This is a genomic window from Sphingomonas panni (assembly GCF_022664435.1).
In the GTDB taxonomy this organism is placed as follows: Bacteria; Pseudomonadota; Alphaproteobacteria; order Sphingomonadales; family Sphingomonadaceae; genus Sphingomonas; species Sphingomonas panni.
Map to the genome: position 1 here is coordinate 309,245 of NZ_JAKREU010000001.1, position 16,790 is coordinate 326,034.

The 16,790-nt window shown below is 60.2% G+C and carries 14 protein-coding genes; 9 read left to right on the forward strand and 5 right to left on the reverse strand.

Going from position 1 to position 16,790, the window contains the following annotated elements; translation table 11 throughout:
- The first annotated feature begins 311 nt into the window (after nucleotides 1-311).
- Nucleotides 312-599, forward strand: coding sequence for a DNA -binding domain-containing protein (locus MF609_RS01590; RefSeq protein ID WP_242414576.1), 288 nt, complete (start codon nucleotides 312-314; stop codon nucleotides 597-599).
- Between the two features lie 84 nt (nucleotides 600-683).
- Nucleotides 684-1,496 (forward strand): APH(3')-I family aminoglycoside O-phosphotransferase, encoded by an 813-nt coding sequence (locus MF609_RS01595; protein WP_242414577.1) that lies wholly within the window; start codon nucleotides 684-686, stop codon nucleotides 1,494-1,496.
- 294 nt (nucleotides 1,497-1,790) lie between these two features.
- Here the strand turns inward: MF609_RS01595 and MF609_RS01600 are convergent, their stop codons facing one another.
- From MF609_RS01600 to MF609_RS01610, 3 genes are all read right to left on the reverse strand, one after another.
- Nucleotides 1,791-2,312, reverse strand: coding sequence for a DUF2285 domain-containing protein (locus MF609_RS01600; protein ID WP_242415148.1), 522 nt, complete (start codon nucleotides 2,310-2,312; stop codon nucleotides 1,791-1,793).
- 46 nt (nucleotides 2,313-2,358) lie between these two features.
- On the reverse strand, nucleotides 2,359-2,574 hold the full coding sequence (locus MF609_RS01605) for a transcriptional regulator domain-containing protein (RefSeq protein ID WP_242414578.1): 216 nt from the start codon (nucleotides 2,572-2,574) through the stop codon (nucleotides 2,359-2,361).
- A gap of 192 nt (nucleotides 2,575-2,766) precedes the next feature.
- Entirely contained in the window at nucleotides 2,767-3,294 is a 528-nt protein-coding gene (locus MF609_RS01610; protein ID WP_242414579.1) for an antirestriction protein ArdA, read from the reverse strand.
- A gap of 474 nt (nucleotides 3,295-3,768) precedes the next feature.
- Between MF609_RS01610 and MF609_RS01615 the strand changes: the two genes are divergently transcribed.
- The 7 genes from MF609_RS01615 (at nucleotide 3,769) to MF609_RS01645 (ending at nucleotide 14,779) form a co-directional block, all read left to right on the forward strand.
- On the forward strand, nucleotides 3,769-6,471 hold the full coding sequence (locus MF609_RS01615; protein ID WP_242414580.1) for a site-specific DNA-methyltransferase: 2,703 nt from the start codon (nucleotides 3,769-3,771) through the stop codon (nucleotides 6,469-6,471).
- On the forward strand, nucleotides 6,471-9,620 hold the full coding sequence (locus tag MF609_RS01620; protein ID WP_242414581.1) for a BPTD_3080 family restriction endonuclease: 3,150 nt from the start codon (nucleotides 6,471-6,473) through the stop codon (nucleotides 9,618-9,620). Before MF609_RS01615 ends, MF609_RS01620 begins: the two co-directional genes overlap by 1 nt.
- A 22-nt stretch (nucleotides 9,621-9,642) precedes the next feature.
- Nucleotides 9,643-11,934, forward strand: a complete 2,292-nt coding sequence (locus MF609_RS01625; protein WP_242414582.1) for an AAA family ATPase — start codon at nucleotides 9,643-9,645, stop codon at nucleotides 11,932-11,934.
- 325 nt (nucleotides 11,935-12,259) lie between these two features.
- Nucleotides 12,260-13,117: a formyltetrahydrofolate deformylase gene (gene purU / locus MF609_RS01630; RefSeq protein ID WP_242414583.1), complete on the forward strand. Its 858-nt coding sequence runs from the start codon at nucleotides 12,260-12,262 to the stop codon at nucleotides 13,115-13,117.
- 121 nt (nucleotides 13,118-13,238) lie between these two features.
- The gene (locus MF609_RS01635; RefSeq protein WP_242414584.1) at nucleotides 13,239-13,760 is read left to right on the forward strand and encodes a hypothetical protein; all 522 of its coding nucleotides are present in this window, start codon (nucleotides 13,239-13,241) and stop codon (nucleotides 13,758-13,760) included.
- A gap of 29 nt (nucleotides 13,761-13,789) precedes the next feature.
- Nucleotides 13,790-14,212, forward strand: a complete 423-nt coding sequence (locus MF609_RS01640) for a complement resistance protein TraT (protein WP_242414585.1) — start codon at nucleotides 13,790-13,792, stop codon at nucleotides 14,210-14,212.
- A gap of 21 nt (nucleotides 14,213-14,233) precedes the next feature.
- Nucleotides 14,234-14,779 carry a DUF4189 domain-containing protein gene (locus tag MF609_RS01645; protein ID WP_242414586.1) on the forward strand — a complete coding sequence of 182 codons (546 nt, stop codon included), beginning with the start codon at nucleotides 14,234-14,236 and terminating at the stop codon, nucleotides 14,777-14,779.
- A 108-nt stretch (nucleotides 14,780-14,887) separates the two neighbouring features.
- Here MF609_RS01645 and phbB read toward each other — a convergent pair whose 3' ends face one another.
- Nucleotides 14,888-15,610: an acetoacetyl-CoA reductase gene (gene phbB / locus MF609_RS01650; protein ID WP_242414587.1), complete on the reverse strand. Its 723-nt coding sequence runs from the start codon at nucleotides 15,608-15,610 to the stop codon at nucleotides 14,888-14,890.
- 30 nt (nucleotides 15,611-15,640) lie between these two features.
- A complete protein-coding gene (hemH, locus tag MF609_RS01655) occupies nucleotides 15,641-16,648 on the reverse strand; it encodes a ferrochelatase (protein ID WP_242414588.1) in 1,008 nt (335 codons plus the stop codon).
- Nucleotides 16,649-16,790 lie beyond the last annotated feature (142 nt).

Here is a 16,790-nt window from a genome sequence, read left to right on the forward strand (position 1 = left end):
TTTGAGCGGCGCATTGCCGGCTGCGCCGAAAAGCCAGAGACATTCCCACGCGGTTCGGTTAAGAATCGCAGCGGAGCAGACGCGCTGCTCTGGGGCGTAGTAACCCCTCACGAATGGCCGGTGCCAGCCAGAACGGCACCAACTCCTTGACCTATGGTCGGGGAGCCTGTGGCGTATACAACAGGCTTTCCGAGCTAAAGGCCATGGGGCCGTTTCGTGACGGTTACTAACTCCCCGATCACCAAGAGTCAGAGAGAATCGTTTGCGGGGGCGCACCGCAGACAAAGCTCTCTCGGATACGGGGAATGACTATGCGGGTGCCCGTCGAACTCGATCCAGATGTGGATGACGAAGCGCCAACCGGCGACACGATAACCGTCTATGACAAACGGCATTACGTGACCTATCTGCGCCTTCTCGACGCGAAGGCCGAGGGCGCGGACTGGAAGGAAGTCGCGCAGACCGTGCTGCACCGTGATCCGGTCGCCGATGAATTTCGCACCCGCCGTTGCTGGCAAAGCCATCTCCAACGCGCGCAATGGCTGTCGCGTGAGGGCTATCGGAAGATTCTGGAGCAGGCGGTAGCCAACAAGCTATGAAGATCGGAGACAATTTCAGCTTGTTTCTTGTCGCAGATTTCGGGATTGTTGCGACAGCTACCCGCAAGTAGGTTCACGTAAGCTATGGATGAATACAGGGAAGTAAACTGCGCAGCGATGCCAGTGCCGGCGGGTTTATCGGAAGAAGTGAAGGGATATGCGTGGGCGCGGAATAATGTCGGTGAGTCCGGGGGAGTAGTATATCGGCTCTACGGCAAGGCGGGTGCACCCGATCTCTTCCTGAAGCATGGTCGGGATACCGTTGCCAGTGACCTCCTGGATGAGATGGTTAGACTGCGTTGGATGGCCAACCACATAGAGGTTCCCGCCGTCACGCATTTCGTCAGCACTACCGACGAAGCCTGGCTCCTTATGACGGGCTTGGCAGGTGAAACCGCATATCAGGCCCTGGAAGCGCGTCCAGATGAGAGAAAGACCATTGTTGACGCGCTGGCGGACTTCCTTCGGACGCTACATGCAATTCCGATCAGCGAATGTCCATTTACCAGCGATCATAGCTATCGACTCGGACTGGCGCGCAAACGGATCGACGCGGGCTTGGTCGAAGAAGACGGTTTCGATGAGGAACGCGAAGGCTGGACAGCAGAACAGGTTTGGCAGGAAATGCATCGGCACCTGCCTTTCATGGCCGATCAGGTTGTCACACATGGGGACTTCTCGCTCGATAACCTTCTTATGGTGGATGGTGTGGTAATCGGCTGTATCGACGTAGGCCGTGTCGGTATTGCCGACCGCTACCAAGATTTGGCGATACTTTGGAACTGTCTCGGAGAGTTCGATGAGTCTTTACAGGACAGGTTTCTCGCCCGTTACGGCGTTCCTAAGCCAGATCCAAGCAAGCTGCTATTCCACCTGATGTTGGACGAGCTTTTTTGATATTAGACGACAGCTACCACGGCAAATGAAACACAGGCTGGCAGCGGCAGAACCACCAAACTCCGTCATTCTCGAAATTGCATCCCTTGCGAGATAAGGGGCGAGAAGCGTAAGTGCCATTTGCAACGGCCCCTATCGATCTGACCGGCAAATACCATCACCGTCACGCAATTTCTAAAATTCTCTAACAGATCGGCCGGTCTCAGAGAAGCAAGGGGTTTCCGTGTTGCATGTCATTGTCGTAAGTGGCACAAATTTGCGACGTGATTTTCGACAGATAGCGCTCGCAAACGATTAACGCTTGCAGGGTTTGATTGGGTAATGAAGTAACAGGCGATAGCCGCCGCGCATCATCTTGATGCCATGCGCAACTAGGCGGCGGGCCTTGTTCTTGCGCGGATCGTTCTCAAAATCCTCCTTCCTGCCGCGAAAGCCGAGCAGGACTTTAGCGATGGTGCGGTAGCTTTCGCCGCGGAACCGTGCGTCGAGCGCACGCAGGGACAGGATGTGCCATTGCCGGAGCTGGGCGGGGATCGCCCGGAAGTCGGGACCGGGCGCGCGGCCATTGAGGGACCGCCAGAATCGACGGACAGCGTGAGCGCGCAGCTCCAGAAAGGAGTCCATCGGTAGCGTGACGGCGTAAAACGCGGCGGTGTCCGGCACGGCCACGGGTAGCCAGAACTGATGCGCAACGCCGTCCGCCTGCCAGATGCCGTGCCAGCCATCGGCAGCGCGGCGCATATCGAGGCCGTCGAGATGCGCCAACGTCAGTACCGGTTCGGTGTCATCGTCCTTGTGATTGACTGGCGACAACATCACGGCTTGCGGTTGAAGGCGCGGACTCCAGATCGGCGATTGCCGATCATGCGGCGCGTCGGGATCGCACGGGAAATCGCAAACCCCAGCGATGCGCGAACTCTTCGAGGTCGCGGGCAGCCGCCCCTCCGGTCAATGCGATGGTCTGGCAGTCCCGACGATATTCGTCGTTGCGGCGCAGGTATTCCCAAGCGAAACCAGCGGCAGGGATGTGCTTTGTATGCGCGTATGCCGCCGGTGATCGCCAATCGATGTTGAGCATGGCGTCACCTCCCCGAGCCGGGATGCTGGGCAGCGCCCGGCAAGAAGAGGTTCAATCATCATTGGAAATATAGAAGCCGCTCAAAGCAGATACCTTGAGCGGCTAACCCGATCATTTTTGGTATTTTGGCTTGGCGACAGCCGGTGATTCCGCGACGCGTACCCGTATGAGCACGAACACGCAGTCATGTTTTCACCTGTTGGAAAACACATGCACCTCACCGTGCGCAGTTTCGATGGTGAACAGGTCGCCGGCCATCTCAGCGTCGCGCGCCATCGCCTGCCAATCGACATAGTAGCGTAGTGCCTCGGGGATCGTGACGCTCTCGGTGGTCAATTCCTCCATGTAGTCGGCGAGGCTGGCGAACTGACCATGATAGCAGTCCTGCAAAGCGGCTTCGGCTTGGTCCATGTCGCCGCCGAAATGCTCCAGCAAGCCCGCGCCGAGTGTGCCATGCTCTGCGATGAAAGCGGCCATCCGCGCCACGCTGTCGATGCCGGCATATTCGGAGATGCTGACGCCCTCGAAGCCCTCATAGTCATGAATTGCGTATTCCTCCGCATCCTCAATGGGGGAACGAGCAAGCATCGCGGCAATCTCGTCCCTGATCTGCTCAGCGTCCTGATCCGCGTCGATCCACGCTCCATGCAGGCAGCCGTTATTGTAGGCGGCAAGGCAGGCAACATAGATGCGGAGGCTGCTGTCGGATACATTGGTCATGTCTCTGATCCTCAGGTCTGAAGGTCAGCGAAGCGGAACGCCGCGCCTGACCTTCTGGCCGTCGCCGAGACTGGGGTAGCAACGAGCAAGGGCGGCCGGGGTGGAGGGGGATCACCCGGCCTGCACAAGCCCCTCGGGGCGCGGAAGGCTGGGGATACCGCCCCGGACGGTTCCACTTACCTTGCTGGCGCGAGGGCAACGCCCTTAGCATCCTTCTGCGTAGCTATCTGATGAGATGCGGCCGTGCCGACCTGGAACGGAACAAGCCTCCACATTGCGCCGGCAAGCTGCTGCATTGATGTCCTGCCGCAGCACCTCACAATCATTCAGCACGCATGGTCTGTCGAAGTAATGCCAAGTCTCCATGCGGGATGAGGAAAAAGAATATTTCGGAATTGCTCTGCCCTACCGAACCTTCGCTTCAGATGCTACACTACCACGAGTGGAATGAATCGTGACCTACCGGGGGAATGCATGGCGGCTGAAGGCTCAGGAACGGCGTCCGTTTACAAATATGAAACTGAGGCTGTTCAGCGTCCCGATGTCGGTGTCGAAGCGCAGTTCTCGAACAAGAAAACCCCGAAAACCTACCGATACGATTCCAGCCTCGCTCCTGAACTGGTTTGGGATGAGAATGGCGAGCGTGACTTTGCGGAGTGGTTGCTGGCGCTGATCGCTGACGCCGCCGACAAGGGCGAAGCCACCGTGTTTGCCCAGCCGCAGGTATGGGAGGGAACGGAGGAACGCTTTACGTCTCTGTCGCAATGCGCGGCGCGGCTCCGCAGCTTGACCAAGCCCTTCCTAAATTGGGCGGGCAAGGCCGAGCGCCAGCAGATCACGGTGCCGACGCTTCCGCTGTTCGTTCACGAGCGCCATTCCACCCAAGCCATTCTCGACACCTTGCAATCCCACAAGGCGACCGGCACCAATCTCGACTTGTTCGGCGATACGGGCTTGGACATTGCCGACAAGCTGGATGCCTATGAGCATAAGGGGCCGTGGACCAACCGCCTTATCCTCGGGGATTCGTTGCAGGTGATGAACTCCTTGCTCGAATATGAGGGCATGGGCGGACAAGTGCAGATGATCTATTTCGACCCGCCATATGGCGTGAAATTCGGGTCGAACTTTCAGCCCTTCGTGCGAAAGCGTGACGTGACGCACGGCAAGGATGAGCAGATGATCCGCGAGCCCGAAATGGTGAAAGCCTATCGGGATACGTGGGAGCTGGGTCTTCACTCTTACCTGACCTATCTGCGTGATCGGCTGACTGTCGCAAAGGAGATGTTGACGGCATCAGGTTCCATCTTCGTTCAAATCTCCGAGGACAATGTTCACCACCTGCGCGAGGTTCTGGATGAAGTGTTTTCACCAGAAAACTTTGTCTCGCAGATTTATTTCGCAACTACGAGCGGCTTCGCCACCGGGTCTATCAGCAGGGTTGGCGACTACCTTTTGTGGTATGCTAAAGATAAGAAGACGCTCGCCTATAATCCTCTCTTTCAGGACAAAGCGAACAAAGAGACTGGCGACGACGCATACAAGTATCTTCAACTGGAAGATGGCTCAAGGCGTCCGATGACGCCCGGCGAGCGTGACGGGACGGAACCTCTCCCGTCCGGTGCGCGCATTTATCGCCTGGGCGATTTACAAAGCTCGGGCGCAGCGAGGGAGGACACGCCCTACGTTTTCAATGGGGAAACATTCCGCCCTAACCCTAACAATCATTGGAAGGCGAACTATCCGGCGGGCATGGATCGGTTGGCGGAAGCCGGTCGCATCGAAAAATCCGGACGCAATATATACTATGTGCGTTTCCTCGATGATAACCCGCTCATCCCAATCACAAACAGTTGGATGGACACCGGCATTGCAGGGTTCGCATCGGACAAGCTGTATGTGGTGCAGACCAATCAAAAAGTCATTCAACGCTGCATCTTGATGACTACTAATCCCGGCGATCTGGTCCTCGATATTACCTGCGGTTCCGGTACTACTGCGATTTCGGCGGAACATTGGGGTCGCCGCTGGATCACCTGTGATACGTCGCGGGTGCCGATCGCATTGGCGCGTCAGCGCCTGCTGACCAGCACCTTCCCGTGGTATAAGCTGAAGGAACCATCTAAAGGACCGTCTGGTGGTTTTGTCTATGAGCGAAAACAGAACCGCAAAGGCGAGGAAATCGGTGGCTTGGTGCCGAAGGTCACGCTCAAGTCGGTAGCGAACAACGAAGATCCTGAAGTCGTTGCCGTTGTTGATCGACCAGAACTAAGCCGCAAAATTACCCGCGTTTGTGGCCCGTTCACAGTCGAAGCCACTATTCAGGCTGCGATGAATATGGAGGAGGATGCCCCTGCGACCCCTCAACCGGCAACAAGCAGCAGCCCGCGAGCCTACCTTGATCGCATGATCGAGGTGTTGCGCCAGAGCAAGACGCTTCGCCTGCCCGGCAATATCACGCTGGAACTGGAAACCGTCAGCCCGCTTGCCGACCGCGAATATCTCCACGCGGAAGGCGTCGCGCGCAACGGCACGGAGAAGCGCATCGCCATCGTGTTCGGTCCCGAAGATGGCGCTATCGGCTCCGAATATGTGTTCAATGCCCACACCGAAGCGTTGCAGCAGGGCTATAGCCAGCTTTTCCTGTTCGGCTTCGCCATCGACGCCAAGGCGCGGGAAATGCTGGCAAAGCTGAAACTCTCCACCACCTATGTCGCCGTCACGCCGGACGTGGTGATGTCCGATTTGCTCAAAACCAGCAAATCGAGCGAGATTTTCTCGATTACCGGCCTGCCGGACGTGCGGCTGGAAGAAGCTGGCAAGGACAAGGATGGAACCCCGCTTCACCGCGTCGTCATCAAGGGGCTGGACATCTTCCGGCCCGACACGATGGAAACCGACGAGGTGAAGGCGGAAAACCTGCCATGCTGGATGCTCGACACCAACTATAACGGCATGGCGTTCTTCGCCAGCCAAGTGTTTTTCCCCAAGACGAGCGCATGGGATAATCTGCAAAAATCCCTCAAGGGCCAGTTCGCCGACAGCGTATGGGAGCATCTTGCCGGAACGGCGAGCGAGCCGTTCACGCTTGGCGACAAGAAGCGCGTCGCCGTCAAGGCCATCGACGAGCGCGGCAACGAGCTGATGGTCGTCAAGAGCGCAGGAAGCGATAGCTGATGCCCGCGCCGCAGAAACAGGAGCCGCCGGTTACGGTCGCCGAGGTCGAATCCCCGATCATCAACTCGCCTTTCATCGAGCCGCAATGTCATTGGCAGATCGAGCGCGGCAAGCCGCCGGTGAAAGCCGATGGACGGCGGCGGGCCAGCTACTTCTATCGCGTCCCCGAACATTCGGGCCGGGGCCGCCGCAATCGCGCGCAGGCCGAAATGTTCGAGAGCGAGCGCGGCGAAGAAGTCGAGCTTGAGATCGTCAACCTCATTCGTGAGCGCGTAAAGGAATGGCGCGAAGGCGCGCGCTCCGGCGGCGTCACCTATGACGGCGCATCGCCGGTGACGAAGGAATTGCTGGACCTCTGGCGCAGCGACGAGCGGATGCAGCGCCTCTTCTTCGCGCAGATCGAAGCCGCCGAGACGATCATCTTTCTGGTCGAAGCCGCCGACATCTACCGCAAGGGCATCCCGGAAATCCCGAAGGACGAACCGGGCTTGGCGGCGAAGGCGGAGGGGTTGCGCGCCTTCCTCCGCTACGCTTGCAAGATGGCGACTGGCTCCGGCAAAACAACCGTCATGGGGATGCTCGCCTCATGGTCCATCCTCAATAGCGTCGCCACGCCGCGCGATGACCGTTTTTCCGATACCATCCTGATCGTTTGCCCCAACGTCACCATCCGGGAGCGCCTTCAGGAACTGGACCCGGCCCTTGGCGATCTAAGCCTTTACCGAACCCGCCAGCTTGTGCCGCCGCACCGGATGGAGGAATTACGGCGCGGCGAGGTGATGATCGCCAACTGGCATCGCCTCGCCAAGAAGGAAACCAACACCGTCAATGGTGATTCCGCCAAGGTGGTGAAGGCGGGTGAGCCGGTCGAAGTGGTGAAGAACGCTGGCAAGGCCAACGAAACCGTCGAAACCAAATATTTCGAGTCCGACGCCGCGTGGTTCAAACGCATCCGCCGCGAGCTTGGCAGTGGCAAAGGCCGCAGCCCGCATTGGCTGATTTTCAACGACGAAGCCCATCACGCCTATAGGCGCGGCGATGTCGCCGAAGGCGACGAACAGACGCTGGACGAGGATAAAGACCTCGCCAAGAAGAACGCCCGCGAGGCGACCATTTGGATAGAGGGGCTCGACCGCATCCACAAGCTGGCGGGCGGCAGCCGTCGGCGAGGCATCTACCTTTGCGTCGATTTGTCCGCCACGCCTTTCTACATCCAAGGTTCGGGCAACGAGGTGGGTAAGCCCTTCCCGTGGGTCGTGTCCGACTTCGGATTGCTAGATGCCATCGAATCCGGGCTTGTGAAGATTCCTCAACTACCCTCCCGTGACGTAAGCGGAGCGGAGGAAGCCGCCTACTTCAATATCTGGCGTTGGGTGCAGGCCAAAGCGAAGGAAGACGGTTTCGGCACCAACGTCACGCCGCAGATTGTCATGAATTACGCCAGCGCGCCCATCAATCTTTTGGCGACCGAATGGCACCAGAGGTTTCTCGAATGGCAGCAGTTTGCCAAGGTGCAGCACAAACATCCGGTGCCGCCGGTATTCATTGTCGTCTGCCGCGATACTGCCGTTGCAAGGGAGGTGCATGGCTGGCTAGCAACGGGCGAAGGCGGCTATGGCGAATCTCCGGCATGGTTCCGCAATGAACCTGGTCAAGAAGTGACGGTGCGAATTGACTCTAAGGTGATCGAGGACATCGAAGAAGGCGGCACGAAGGACGAAACCCGTCGTCTCCGTTTCATTCTCGATACCATCGGTAAGGCCGAATGGCCGGGCCGCAAGGTGCCCGAAGAATGGGCCGAGCTTGTCCGCAAGCACAACGACAAGGCGGCGAGCGAAGACAATGACGGTTCGCTCAAATGGATTGACGAACGGATTCCGCCGGGCCGCGATGTTCGGTGCATTGTGTCAGTCGCCATGCTGGCCGAAGGCTGGGACGCCAATACCGTCACGCACATTGTCGGTTTGCGCCCATTCGGTTCGCAGCTTCTTTGCGAGCAGGTGGTTGGACGTGCGTTGCGGCGCAAGAGCTATGCCCTCAATGAGGAAACGCAGATGTTCGCCGAGGAAACCGCCAAGGTTTTCGGCGTGCCGTTCGAGTTGATTCCATTCAAAGTCTCACCATCCGGCGAGACGCCGTCGCAGCCTGATCCTAACCATATCTATTCCGTGCCGGAAAAGGCCGAGTTCGAGATCACGTTCCCGATTGTCACTGGTTATCATCAATCTGGCCAGTTCGATGTTTTCGTGGATTGGGAACAGGTGGCGAAAGTCACCATCGACCCGATGAAGATTCCGCAGACCGTTGAGTTAACTCCGCTCACCACTCCAGACGGCACACTTGCCGCCTACGGCCCTGGCGAAAAGCCCATCCTGTCCTTAAAGGACTGGCGGGCGATTTTCCGCGAACAGCAGGTCGCTTTCCGGCTGGCGAAGGAAATTTGCACGCGCTGGGCCGCCGATAACGGCGCTGCGGCAGTGCCGATGCAGGTCTTGTTTCCCAAGGTCGCCTTCGCCGCCAAACGCTTCCTCGCCGAAAAGCTGGACCGCAAGGGCGACAGCCAGCCATGCGACGTGCTTCTGGTCGGCGAATATATGCAAGCCGCCGTTGGCGCGCTGTTGGAAGCGATCAAGAAAGGCGCTTCGACATCGGACGCGGAAGTGGCTGTCATCCCAATTGGCGCAGCCGGGCGCGGCAGCACGCTTTACGTGGACTTCCACACCACCAAGCCGATTTACCCGGTGACGCGGTGCCACCTTAACGCGATGGTCGCCGACACGCAGAAATGGGAGCAGAGCGCGGCCTTCTTGCTCGACAGCCATCCCGGCGTTCGCCGCTGGGTCAAGAACGACCGCCTCGGCTTCTTCATTCCCTATCGCAATCGCGGCGTTCCCGCCCGCTACATCCCCGATTTCATCGTTGTTACCGACAAGGGCTTGAACGTCATTGTTGAGATCAAGGGGCAGGTTACGGACAGCGCCGACGCCAAAGCGAAAGCGGCTATCCGCTGGGTAGGCGGTGTGAACCGGCTCGGGGAGTATGGCGAATGGGCCTACTTATTTGTAACCGATCCGGGCCGTGTCGCTGAGGAGTTAAATGCCTATACCGTTGCGAAAAGCACGGAAAGGCTGTTCGAGCTAACGGCTTAGCAAGGGCTAATTGGGGGGCGCTATGATCGAACATTTTCAACTACTGCGAAATATCGGACAGTTCGACAATATTAGCCCTCCGGCGCAGTCTGCTCTCACGCCTTTCACTCTGATTTATGCTGAAAATGCTCGTGGAAAGACAACACTGGCGGCAGTGCTACGTTCTTTAGCGACCAACAACCCACAGCTTGTCCTCGACCGCCACCGGCTCGGTGCACAGAATCCGCCCCATGTTGTTGTTCGCCACGCTGGAGGGCCCGCCGTTTTTCAGAACGGCTCGTGGTCACAATCGCTGCCCGATGCTGCAATCTTCGATGATGCGTTTGTTTCAGCAAACGTATGTTCGGGGATCGAAGTGCAAACTGCGCACCGTCAAAAGCTGCATGAGCTGATCCTTGGTGCACAGGGAGTTGCACTCAGCGGGGCACTTCAGGGGCATGTCGCCCGTATTGAAGAACACAACACGGCGCTACGCCAGTTGGCCGAAGCAATACCTGGGGGAGCGCTAGGACCCTACAAGGTTGACGCGTTTTGCGATCTCGAATCAGATGAGGACATCGACCGGAAAATTCAGGAAGCGGAGAGACGGCTGGCAGCGGCTAGGTCGGCCGATGCGATACGGCAAAGACCCGGATTTCAAGCGATCCGCCTCCCAGATTTCGACATCGATGAGATTGATGGCATCCTTGGGCGCACCCTTGCCGATCTTGAAGCCGCCGCCGCAGCGCGCGTGCGCAGCCACATCGTCAAGCTGGGTCGCGGCGGTGAGAACTGGATATCCGACGGCATGGTACTCATCGCGCCTGCCTCTGAGGGAAACGAAGGGGAGGTCTGCCCATTCTGCGCGCAAGGCCTCGCGGGCTCCGACTTAATCGCTCACTACCGTGCATACTTCAGCCAAGCATATGAAGACCTAAAAGCTGCCATACGACAGACCGGGATTGCGGTACGTGATACTCATGCCGGTGACATACCTTCCGCATTCGAGCGCGACGTGCGCACGGCCGCGCAGGCTCATGAGTTCTGGAAGGACTTCGCAGAGCTGCCGGCAATCGACATCGACACTGCGGCCATAGCCCGGCAATGGAACTCCGCACGTGAGTCCGTCCTTGAACAGCTTCGCGCAAAGGCTACTTCGCCATTGGAAGCGATGGCGCTCACGCAGGAAACAAGGCAATCTATCCAAGACTATCGCGCGCGTGTCGCCGAAGTGGCGACACTTTCCGAGCGCCTGGTTAGGGCCAACGCCCGGCTGGAAGTCGTCAAAGAGCAAGCTGCCGCAGATGACCTTTCTGCATTGCGTACGGACCTCGCCAAGCTGAACGCACAGAAAGCGCGATACGAGCCGGAGGTCTTGCCTCACTGCGCGAACTATCTGGCAGAGAGGGCAGCGAAAACGGCAACTGAGGCGCTTCGAACGCAGGCCCGCGCGGCCCTCGACCAGTATCGGCAGCAGATTTTCCCCGCGTTTGAGGCGGCGATTAACGACTACCTGCGCCGCTTTGGCGCGTCGTTTCGCCTTGGGGAAGTCCAGTCGGTCAACAACAGATCAGGTTCGTCCGCGTCGTACGTAGTCATTATCAATCAGCAAAACGTGGATGTCACGGCCGAATCTGGCCCGTCCTTCAGAAACACACTTAGCGCAGGAGATCGAAATACGCTGGCCCTCGCCTTCTTTTTCGCATCGCTGGAACAAGACCCGAACCTTGCGAACAAGATCGTCGTAATCGACGATCCGATGACAAGCCTCGACGATCATCGCACGCTGCGAACGCGCGAGGAAATCATGGCGTTGGCCGCAAAGGTTCGTCAGGTGATTGTACTTTCCCACTCCAAACCGTTCTTGTGCAGCCTTTGGGAGCAGGCTGACAGGAACGTTTCAGTTGCCCTGAGGATCAACAGGGCGGCCATCGGATCAGAAATTACTGTCTGGGATGTACGTAGCGACAGCATTTCCGAGCACGACAAGCGCCATGAGCTTGTCAGGGCTTACATGCAGGTTGCTAATCCCGCTAGGGAACGGGAGGTTGCGCAGGCTTTAAGGCCGATACTAGAGTCATTTATGCGTGTAGCTTACCCAGAGCACTTTCCGCCGGGAACGCTCCTTGGGCCTTTCATTGGGCTATGCGACCAACGCGTCGGTAAGCCGGGAGAAATACTCTCCGCAGCTGATATCACCGAACTCAGATTGCTGCTCAACTACGCCAATAGATTTCACCACGACACCAACCCGGCCTGGCAGACCGCCGCGATCAACGACGCGGAGCTGACGGACTTCTCACAGCGGACCCTGATCTTCGCTTCACGGCGCTAGTGTTGTTGCTGGACAATACAGCCGACGAAAGTGCGCTTACACAGTTTTGGCGAGCCGCGACGCCGCTTCCCACTCCCTGACTTTGCAAGTCGCTAGCGCCTCAATTTAGAGGGCTATAGCGTAGGTGTAGTTCTCAGTTTCGTCGGCTTCGGCCCGCCATTCACGCCTGTTCGATAGCTATTCGCCCGGACCTGCCCACCCGCGACCGTGAGACGGGCCGCGCATCCCCCCGGCATTTTCCAGTTCAAGGGACTGGACCGCGGCATCGCGAGCATCGCAAGACAGGGTGACGCGAACCGCGATGGGCTTTGGGGGACAGAGTAACGTGAGCAGCATCTACACGCTTCGGCTGCAATGCCCCGACCGGCCGGGACTGGTGGCGCGGGTTGCCGGATTCCTGGCGGAACGCGGGGCGAATATCATCGATGCGCAGCAGTTCGACGATCCCGTGTCGAACCAGTTCTTCATGCGCATCGCCTTCTCACCGGGCGAGGCGGGATCAATCGCGCGGCTGCAGTCTGAATTCGCGCCGATCGCCGATGCCGCGCAGATGCAATGGGCGCTGCGCGATCAGGCGACGCCGAAGCGGGTGCTGCTCATGGTGTCGAAATGGGACCATTGCCTGCTGGACCTGCTCTATCGCACCCGGCTGGGCGAATTGCCGATGGAGGTGGTGGCGATCGCGTCGAACCATCCGCGCGACGTGCTGCACGCGTCGATGATCGACGGCATTCCGTTTCACCACCTGCCCGTGACCCGCGATACGAAGGCGGCGCAGGAAGCGCGGATCAAGCAATTGGTCGACGACAGCGGGGCCGAACTGGTCGTCCTCGCCCGCTATATGCAGATCCTGTCGGACGATCTCGCCGCGTTCCTGTCGGGCCGCTGCATCAACATCCATCACAGCTTCCTGCCCGGGTTCAAGGGCGCGAAGCCCTATCACCAGGCCCATGCGCGCGGGGTGAAGATGATCGGCGCAACCGCCCATTATGTCACCGCCGATCTAGACGAAGGGCCGATCATTCACCAGGACGTCGAACCGATCAGCCATGCCGACACGCCCGACGACCTGATCCGCAAGGGGCGCGACATCGAACGCCGCGTCCTGGCGGAGGCGGTGCGACTACACCTGAACGACCGGGTATTCCCCAACGGCGCGCGGACGGTCGTCTTTCGCGGCTGAGGCCATAAGGCGGGGATCACAGGCCATGCCCTGGAATTATACAGCCGAAAATTGATCCTTGACCGCCATCGGTCCGAAACGCACCAAATCGTATATCGGAGTCGTTACCATAGGATAACGAATGCGGATCGCTTGGGCATTGTGCGCGACCATAGCCGTCGCAACCGCAGCCGTTGCCGCACCCTCAGGCGAGGATCACCCGCTGCTGCCGCGCTATGCCGGTGCCGAACTGCGCGAATATCGCGCGCCGGCGCTTGATCGGGTGACGCTGCCGATCGCCCGGATCGACGATGTGAACACCGTCCGCGCGGTGCAGACGGTGGAGGGACAGGTTACGCATATCGACTATGCGGTCCGGCCGGCGATCCCGACACTTGCGATCGCACGGCATTACGCCGCCGCGCTGGAACGCGGCGGCTATCGCACCGTGTTCGACTGCACCGGCGAAGCCGCCTGCGGCAAACATATGGGCGAACTGATCTTCCTGTCGGACCGGGTGGCGCCGTCCGGCTTTGCCGACGGGCTGTTCGGCAACCGGATGCGGGTGATCGTCGCGCGACGCGGCGACGACTGGGCGATGCTGCACCTGTACGAGGGGCCGGATCGCAGCACCATCTATCAGGTCACCGTCGACCGGAACTGACCATCCTCTCTACAAGAAGGGCGCGTATCGTGAAGTTCACCCCTGTAGCGATCATCATGGCGGCAACCGCACTGGCCGCGCCCCCGGCGATGGCACAGAAAAAGCCCGCCGCGCCCCCGAAACCTGTCGCGACCGCATCGGGCGCCGTCGCGGCGACCGGCCCGAAGGTGCATACGTCGGAGGCACGCGACGTGACGTCCTGCTCGCGCACGGTGAATGGCGGCGGCGATGCGGCGGTCGGGCTGGCGGTGGGCGGACTGCTCGGCAGCAAGGTCGGCGGCGGTGCCACCGGCATCCTGGCCGGTAGCGCGATCGGCGGCGTGGCGGGCAGCGAAATCGAAAAGAAGCGTCGCTGCGGCCCCGATGCCGATATCGAAAGCAACGCCGCAAGCGACCCCGCCCCCCGAAAGAAGCGCGGCATCGGCGGCCTGCGCAACGCCCTCGGCCTGTAAGGCGGCGGGGCACTGGCAGCGATGCGACACAAGGCGATCGGAATGGGGGTGGCGCTGGCCGTGCCACTGGTCGGGCTGGCGATGCTGCACCATGATCTGGCGGATGCGCAGGTACCGGCACCGCCGTTCATCTGCAACGGCGTGCGACAGGGCAGCCCGAACTGCCCGCCGCCCACGCCGGTCCTCAAGGACTTCTTCAAGCTCAATCGATCGTTCGGCGCGCTCGCCTATGACGATGCAAAGGGCAACTGGTTCGGCAGCTACCAATATCCCTCGAAACGGGCGGCGCAGGACGGGGTGATGGACAATTGCGCGGCCAATGGCGGCACCGCCTGCCGGCTGATGCTGTCCTACACCAACCAGTGCGCCGCCGTGGCGCGCGCGGTACAGGACGGTCGCGATGTCGTGGGGCATGACAGCGTCGATACCGGCAGCACGCAGGATGAAGCGGTCGCGAATGTCCGCCGGTCCTGCCAGAGCGACTGGGGCACGCAGATCTGTTCGATCAAGCTGGTCAATTGCAGCCACCACGACGTCGTGAAATGGTCCGAATGGGTGTACGAGTAAAGGCCTCCGCTGCGGCCTGCAGTACCCCGTGACCGGGCCGGCGCGACGCCGATCGCCGCCGCCGGCCTGTTGGGGTGACGCGAAGGGACAGCCCCCCGCGTCGCCCGATCAATACATGTGCTGGCCGCCGTTGATGCTTAGCGTCGAACCGGTGACGAAGCCGCCCTCTTCCGAACACAGGAACGCCACGCCGCGTGCGATCTCGCTCGCCTGGCCCAGACGGCCGACCGGAATCTTCGCCACGATCTTTTCCAGCACGTCGGCCGGCACCGCTGCCACCATGTCGGTGTCGATATAGCCCGGTGCGATCGCGTTGACCGTCACGCCGAACCGCGCACCTTCCTGTGCCAGCGCCTTGGTGAAGCCGTGGATGCCCGACTTGGCGGCGGCATAGTTCACCTGGCCATACTGGCCGGCCTGTCCGTTGATCGACCCGATATTGACGATGCGGCCCCATTTGCGGTCGCGCATGCCGGGAAAGGTCGCCTTGGCAAGGTTGAAGCAGCCGCCAAGGTTCGTGCGGATCACGTCGTCCCACATGTCGTAGGTCATCTTCAGCAGCGTACCGTCGCGCGTGATGCCGGCATTGTTGACGACGATGTCGACCGGACCGAGCGCCTCCTCGATCGCCTTCACGCCGGCCTGGGTCGCTTCGAAATCGCCCACGTCGAACTTGAACGCGGCGATGCCGGTGCGGTCGCTAAAGGCCTTCGCCTTTTCCTCGTTGCCGGCATAGTTGGCGGCGACGGTGATGCCCATGTCCTTGAGCGCAAGGCTGATTGCCTCACCGATCCCGCGCGTGCCGCCGGTGACGATCGCTACCCGTGCCATGCATTCTCTCCTACGAAAGTTTCAACCCTGCTAGGCCGGGTCGACCCATCCCGCAAGTTCGCGCGCGATAATGTTGCGCAACATTTTATTGCCTGTCGCTTCGGCATTCAGGCACGGAAGATACGCGAAATCGGTGCCGCCCGCTTCCTCGAAGCTCTCCCTTCCCCGGATCGCCAGTTCCTCCAGCGTTTCCAGACAATCGGCCGAAAAGCCCGGCGCAAAGATCGCAACGCGACGCTTGCCCGCCTTCGCCAGTTCGACCAGCGTCTCGTCGGTCGCCGGCCCCAGCCACTTGGCGGGGCCGAAGCGCGACTGGAACGCGACGGTCAGCGACCGACCCAGCGCCTCCTGCACCAGCCGCGCGGTCTTCTGGCAGTGGCAATGATAGGGGTCGCCCAGTTCCAGCGTCCGCTTGGGCATTCCGTGAAAGCTGGCGACGATGGCGTCCGGTTCGAACGCGAGCTTCGCCAGATCCTCCCGGAGCGTCGTCACCAGCGCATCGATATAGAGCGGATCGTCATAATAGGGCGGCAGGGTACGGATCGCGGGCTGCCAGCGCAGTTGTGCCAGATGCGCGAACGCCTTGTCGTTGGCGGTCGCGGTCGTCGCTGCGCAATATTGCGGGTAGAGCGGGGCGAGGAGGATGCGGTCGCACCCTTGCGCGCGCAACGCCTCGATCCGGCTGGCGATCGACGGATTGCCGTATCGCATCGCCCAATCGATCACGACACCATCGCCGAACGCACCCTGCATCGCGTCCGACTGCGCGCGCGTGATCGCGGCGAGCGGCGATCCCTTGTCGCTCCACACTTGCTGATACGCGTGGGCCGATTTCTTCGGGCGGGTATTCAGGATGATGCCGCGCAATATCGGCTGCCACGCGATCGGCGGAATTTCCACCACCCGCCGGTCGGACAGGAACTCGGCAAGGTAACGCTTGACCGAGCGCGGCGACGGATCGTCGGGCGTGCCGAGGTTCATCAGCAACACGCCGATGCGGCGCTTAGGGATGGCGGGATGATTCGACGGGCGTTCCATGGGCGGGGTTAACGCGCGACGGGGCGGTTCGGGGCAAGCTGTATTTTGGGGCGGGCGGGTTCGCCGAAAAAGTTGTTTTCACGCGAAGGCGCGAAGACGCGAAGGGGGCGCGTCCGTGGCGGTGCCTCACGATCGGGAGACG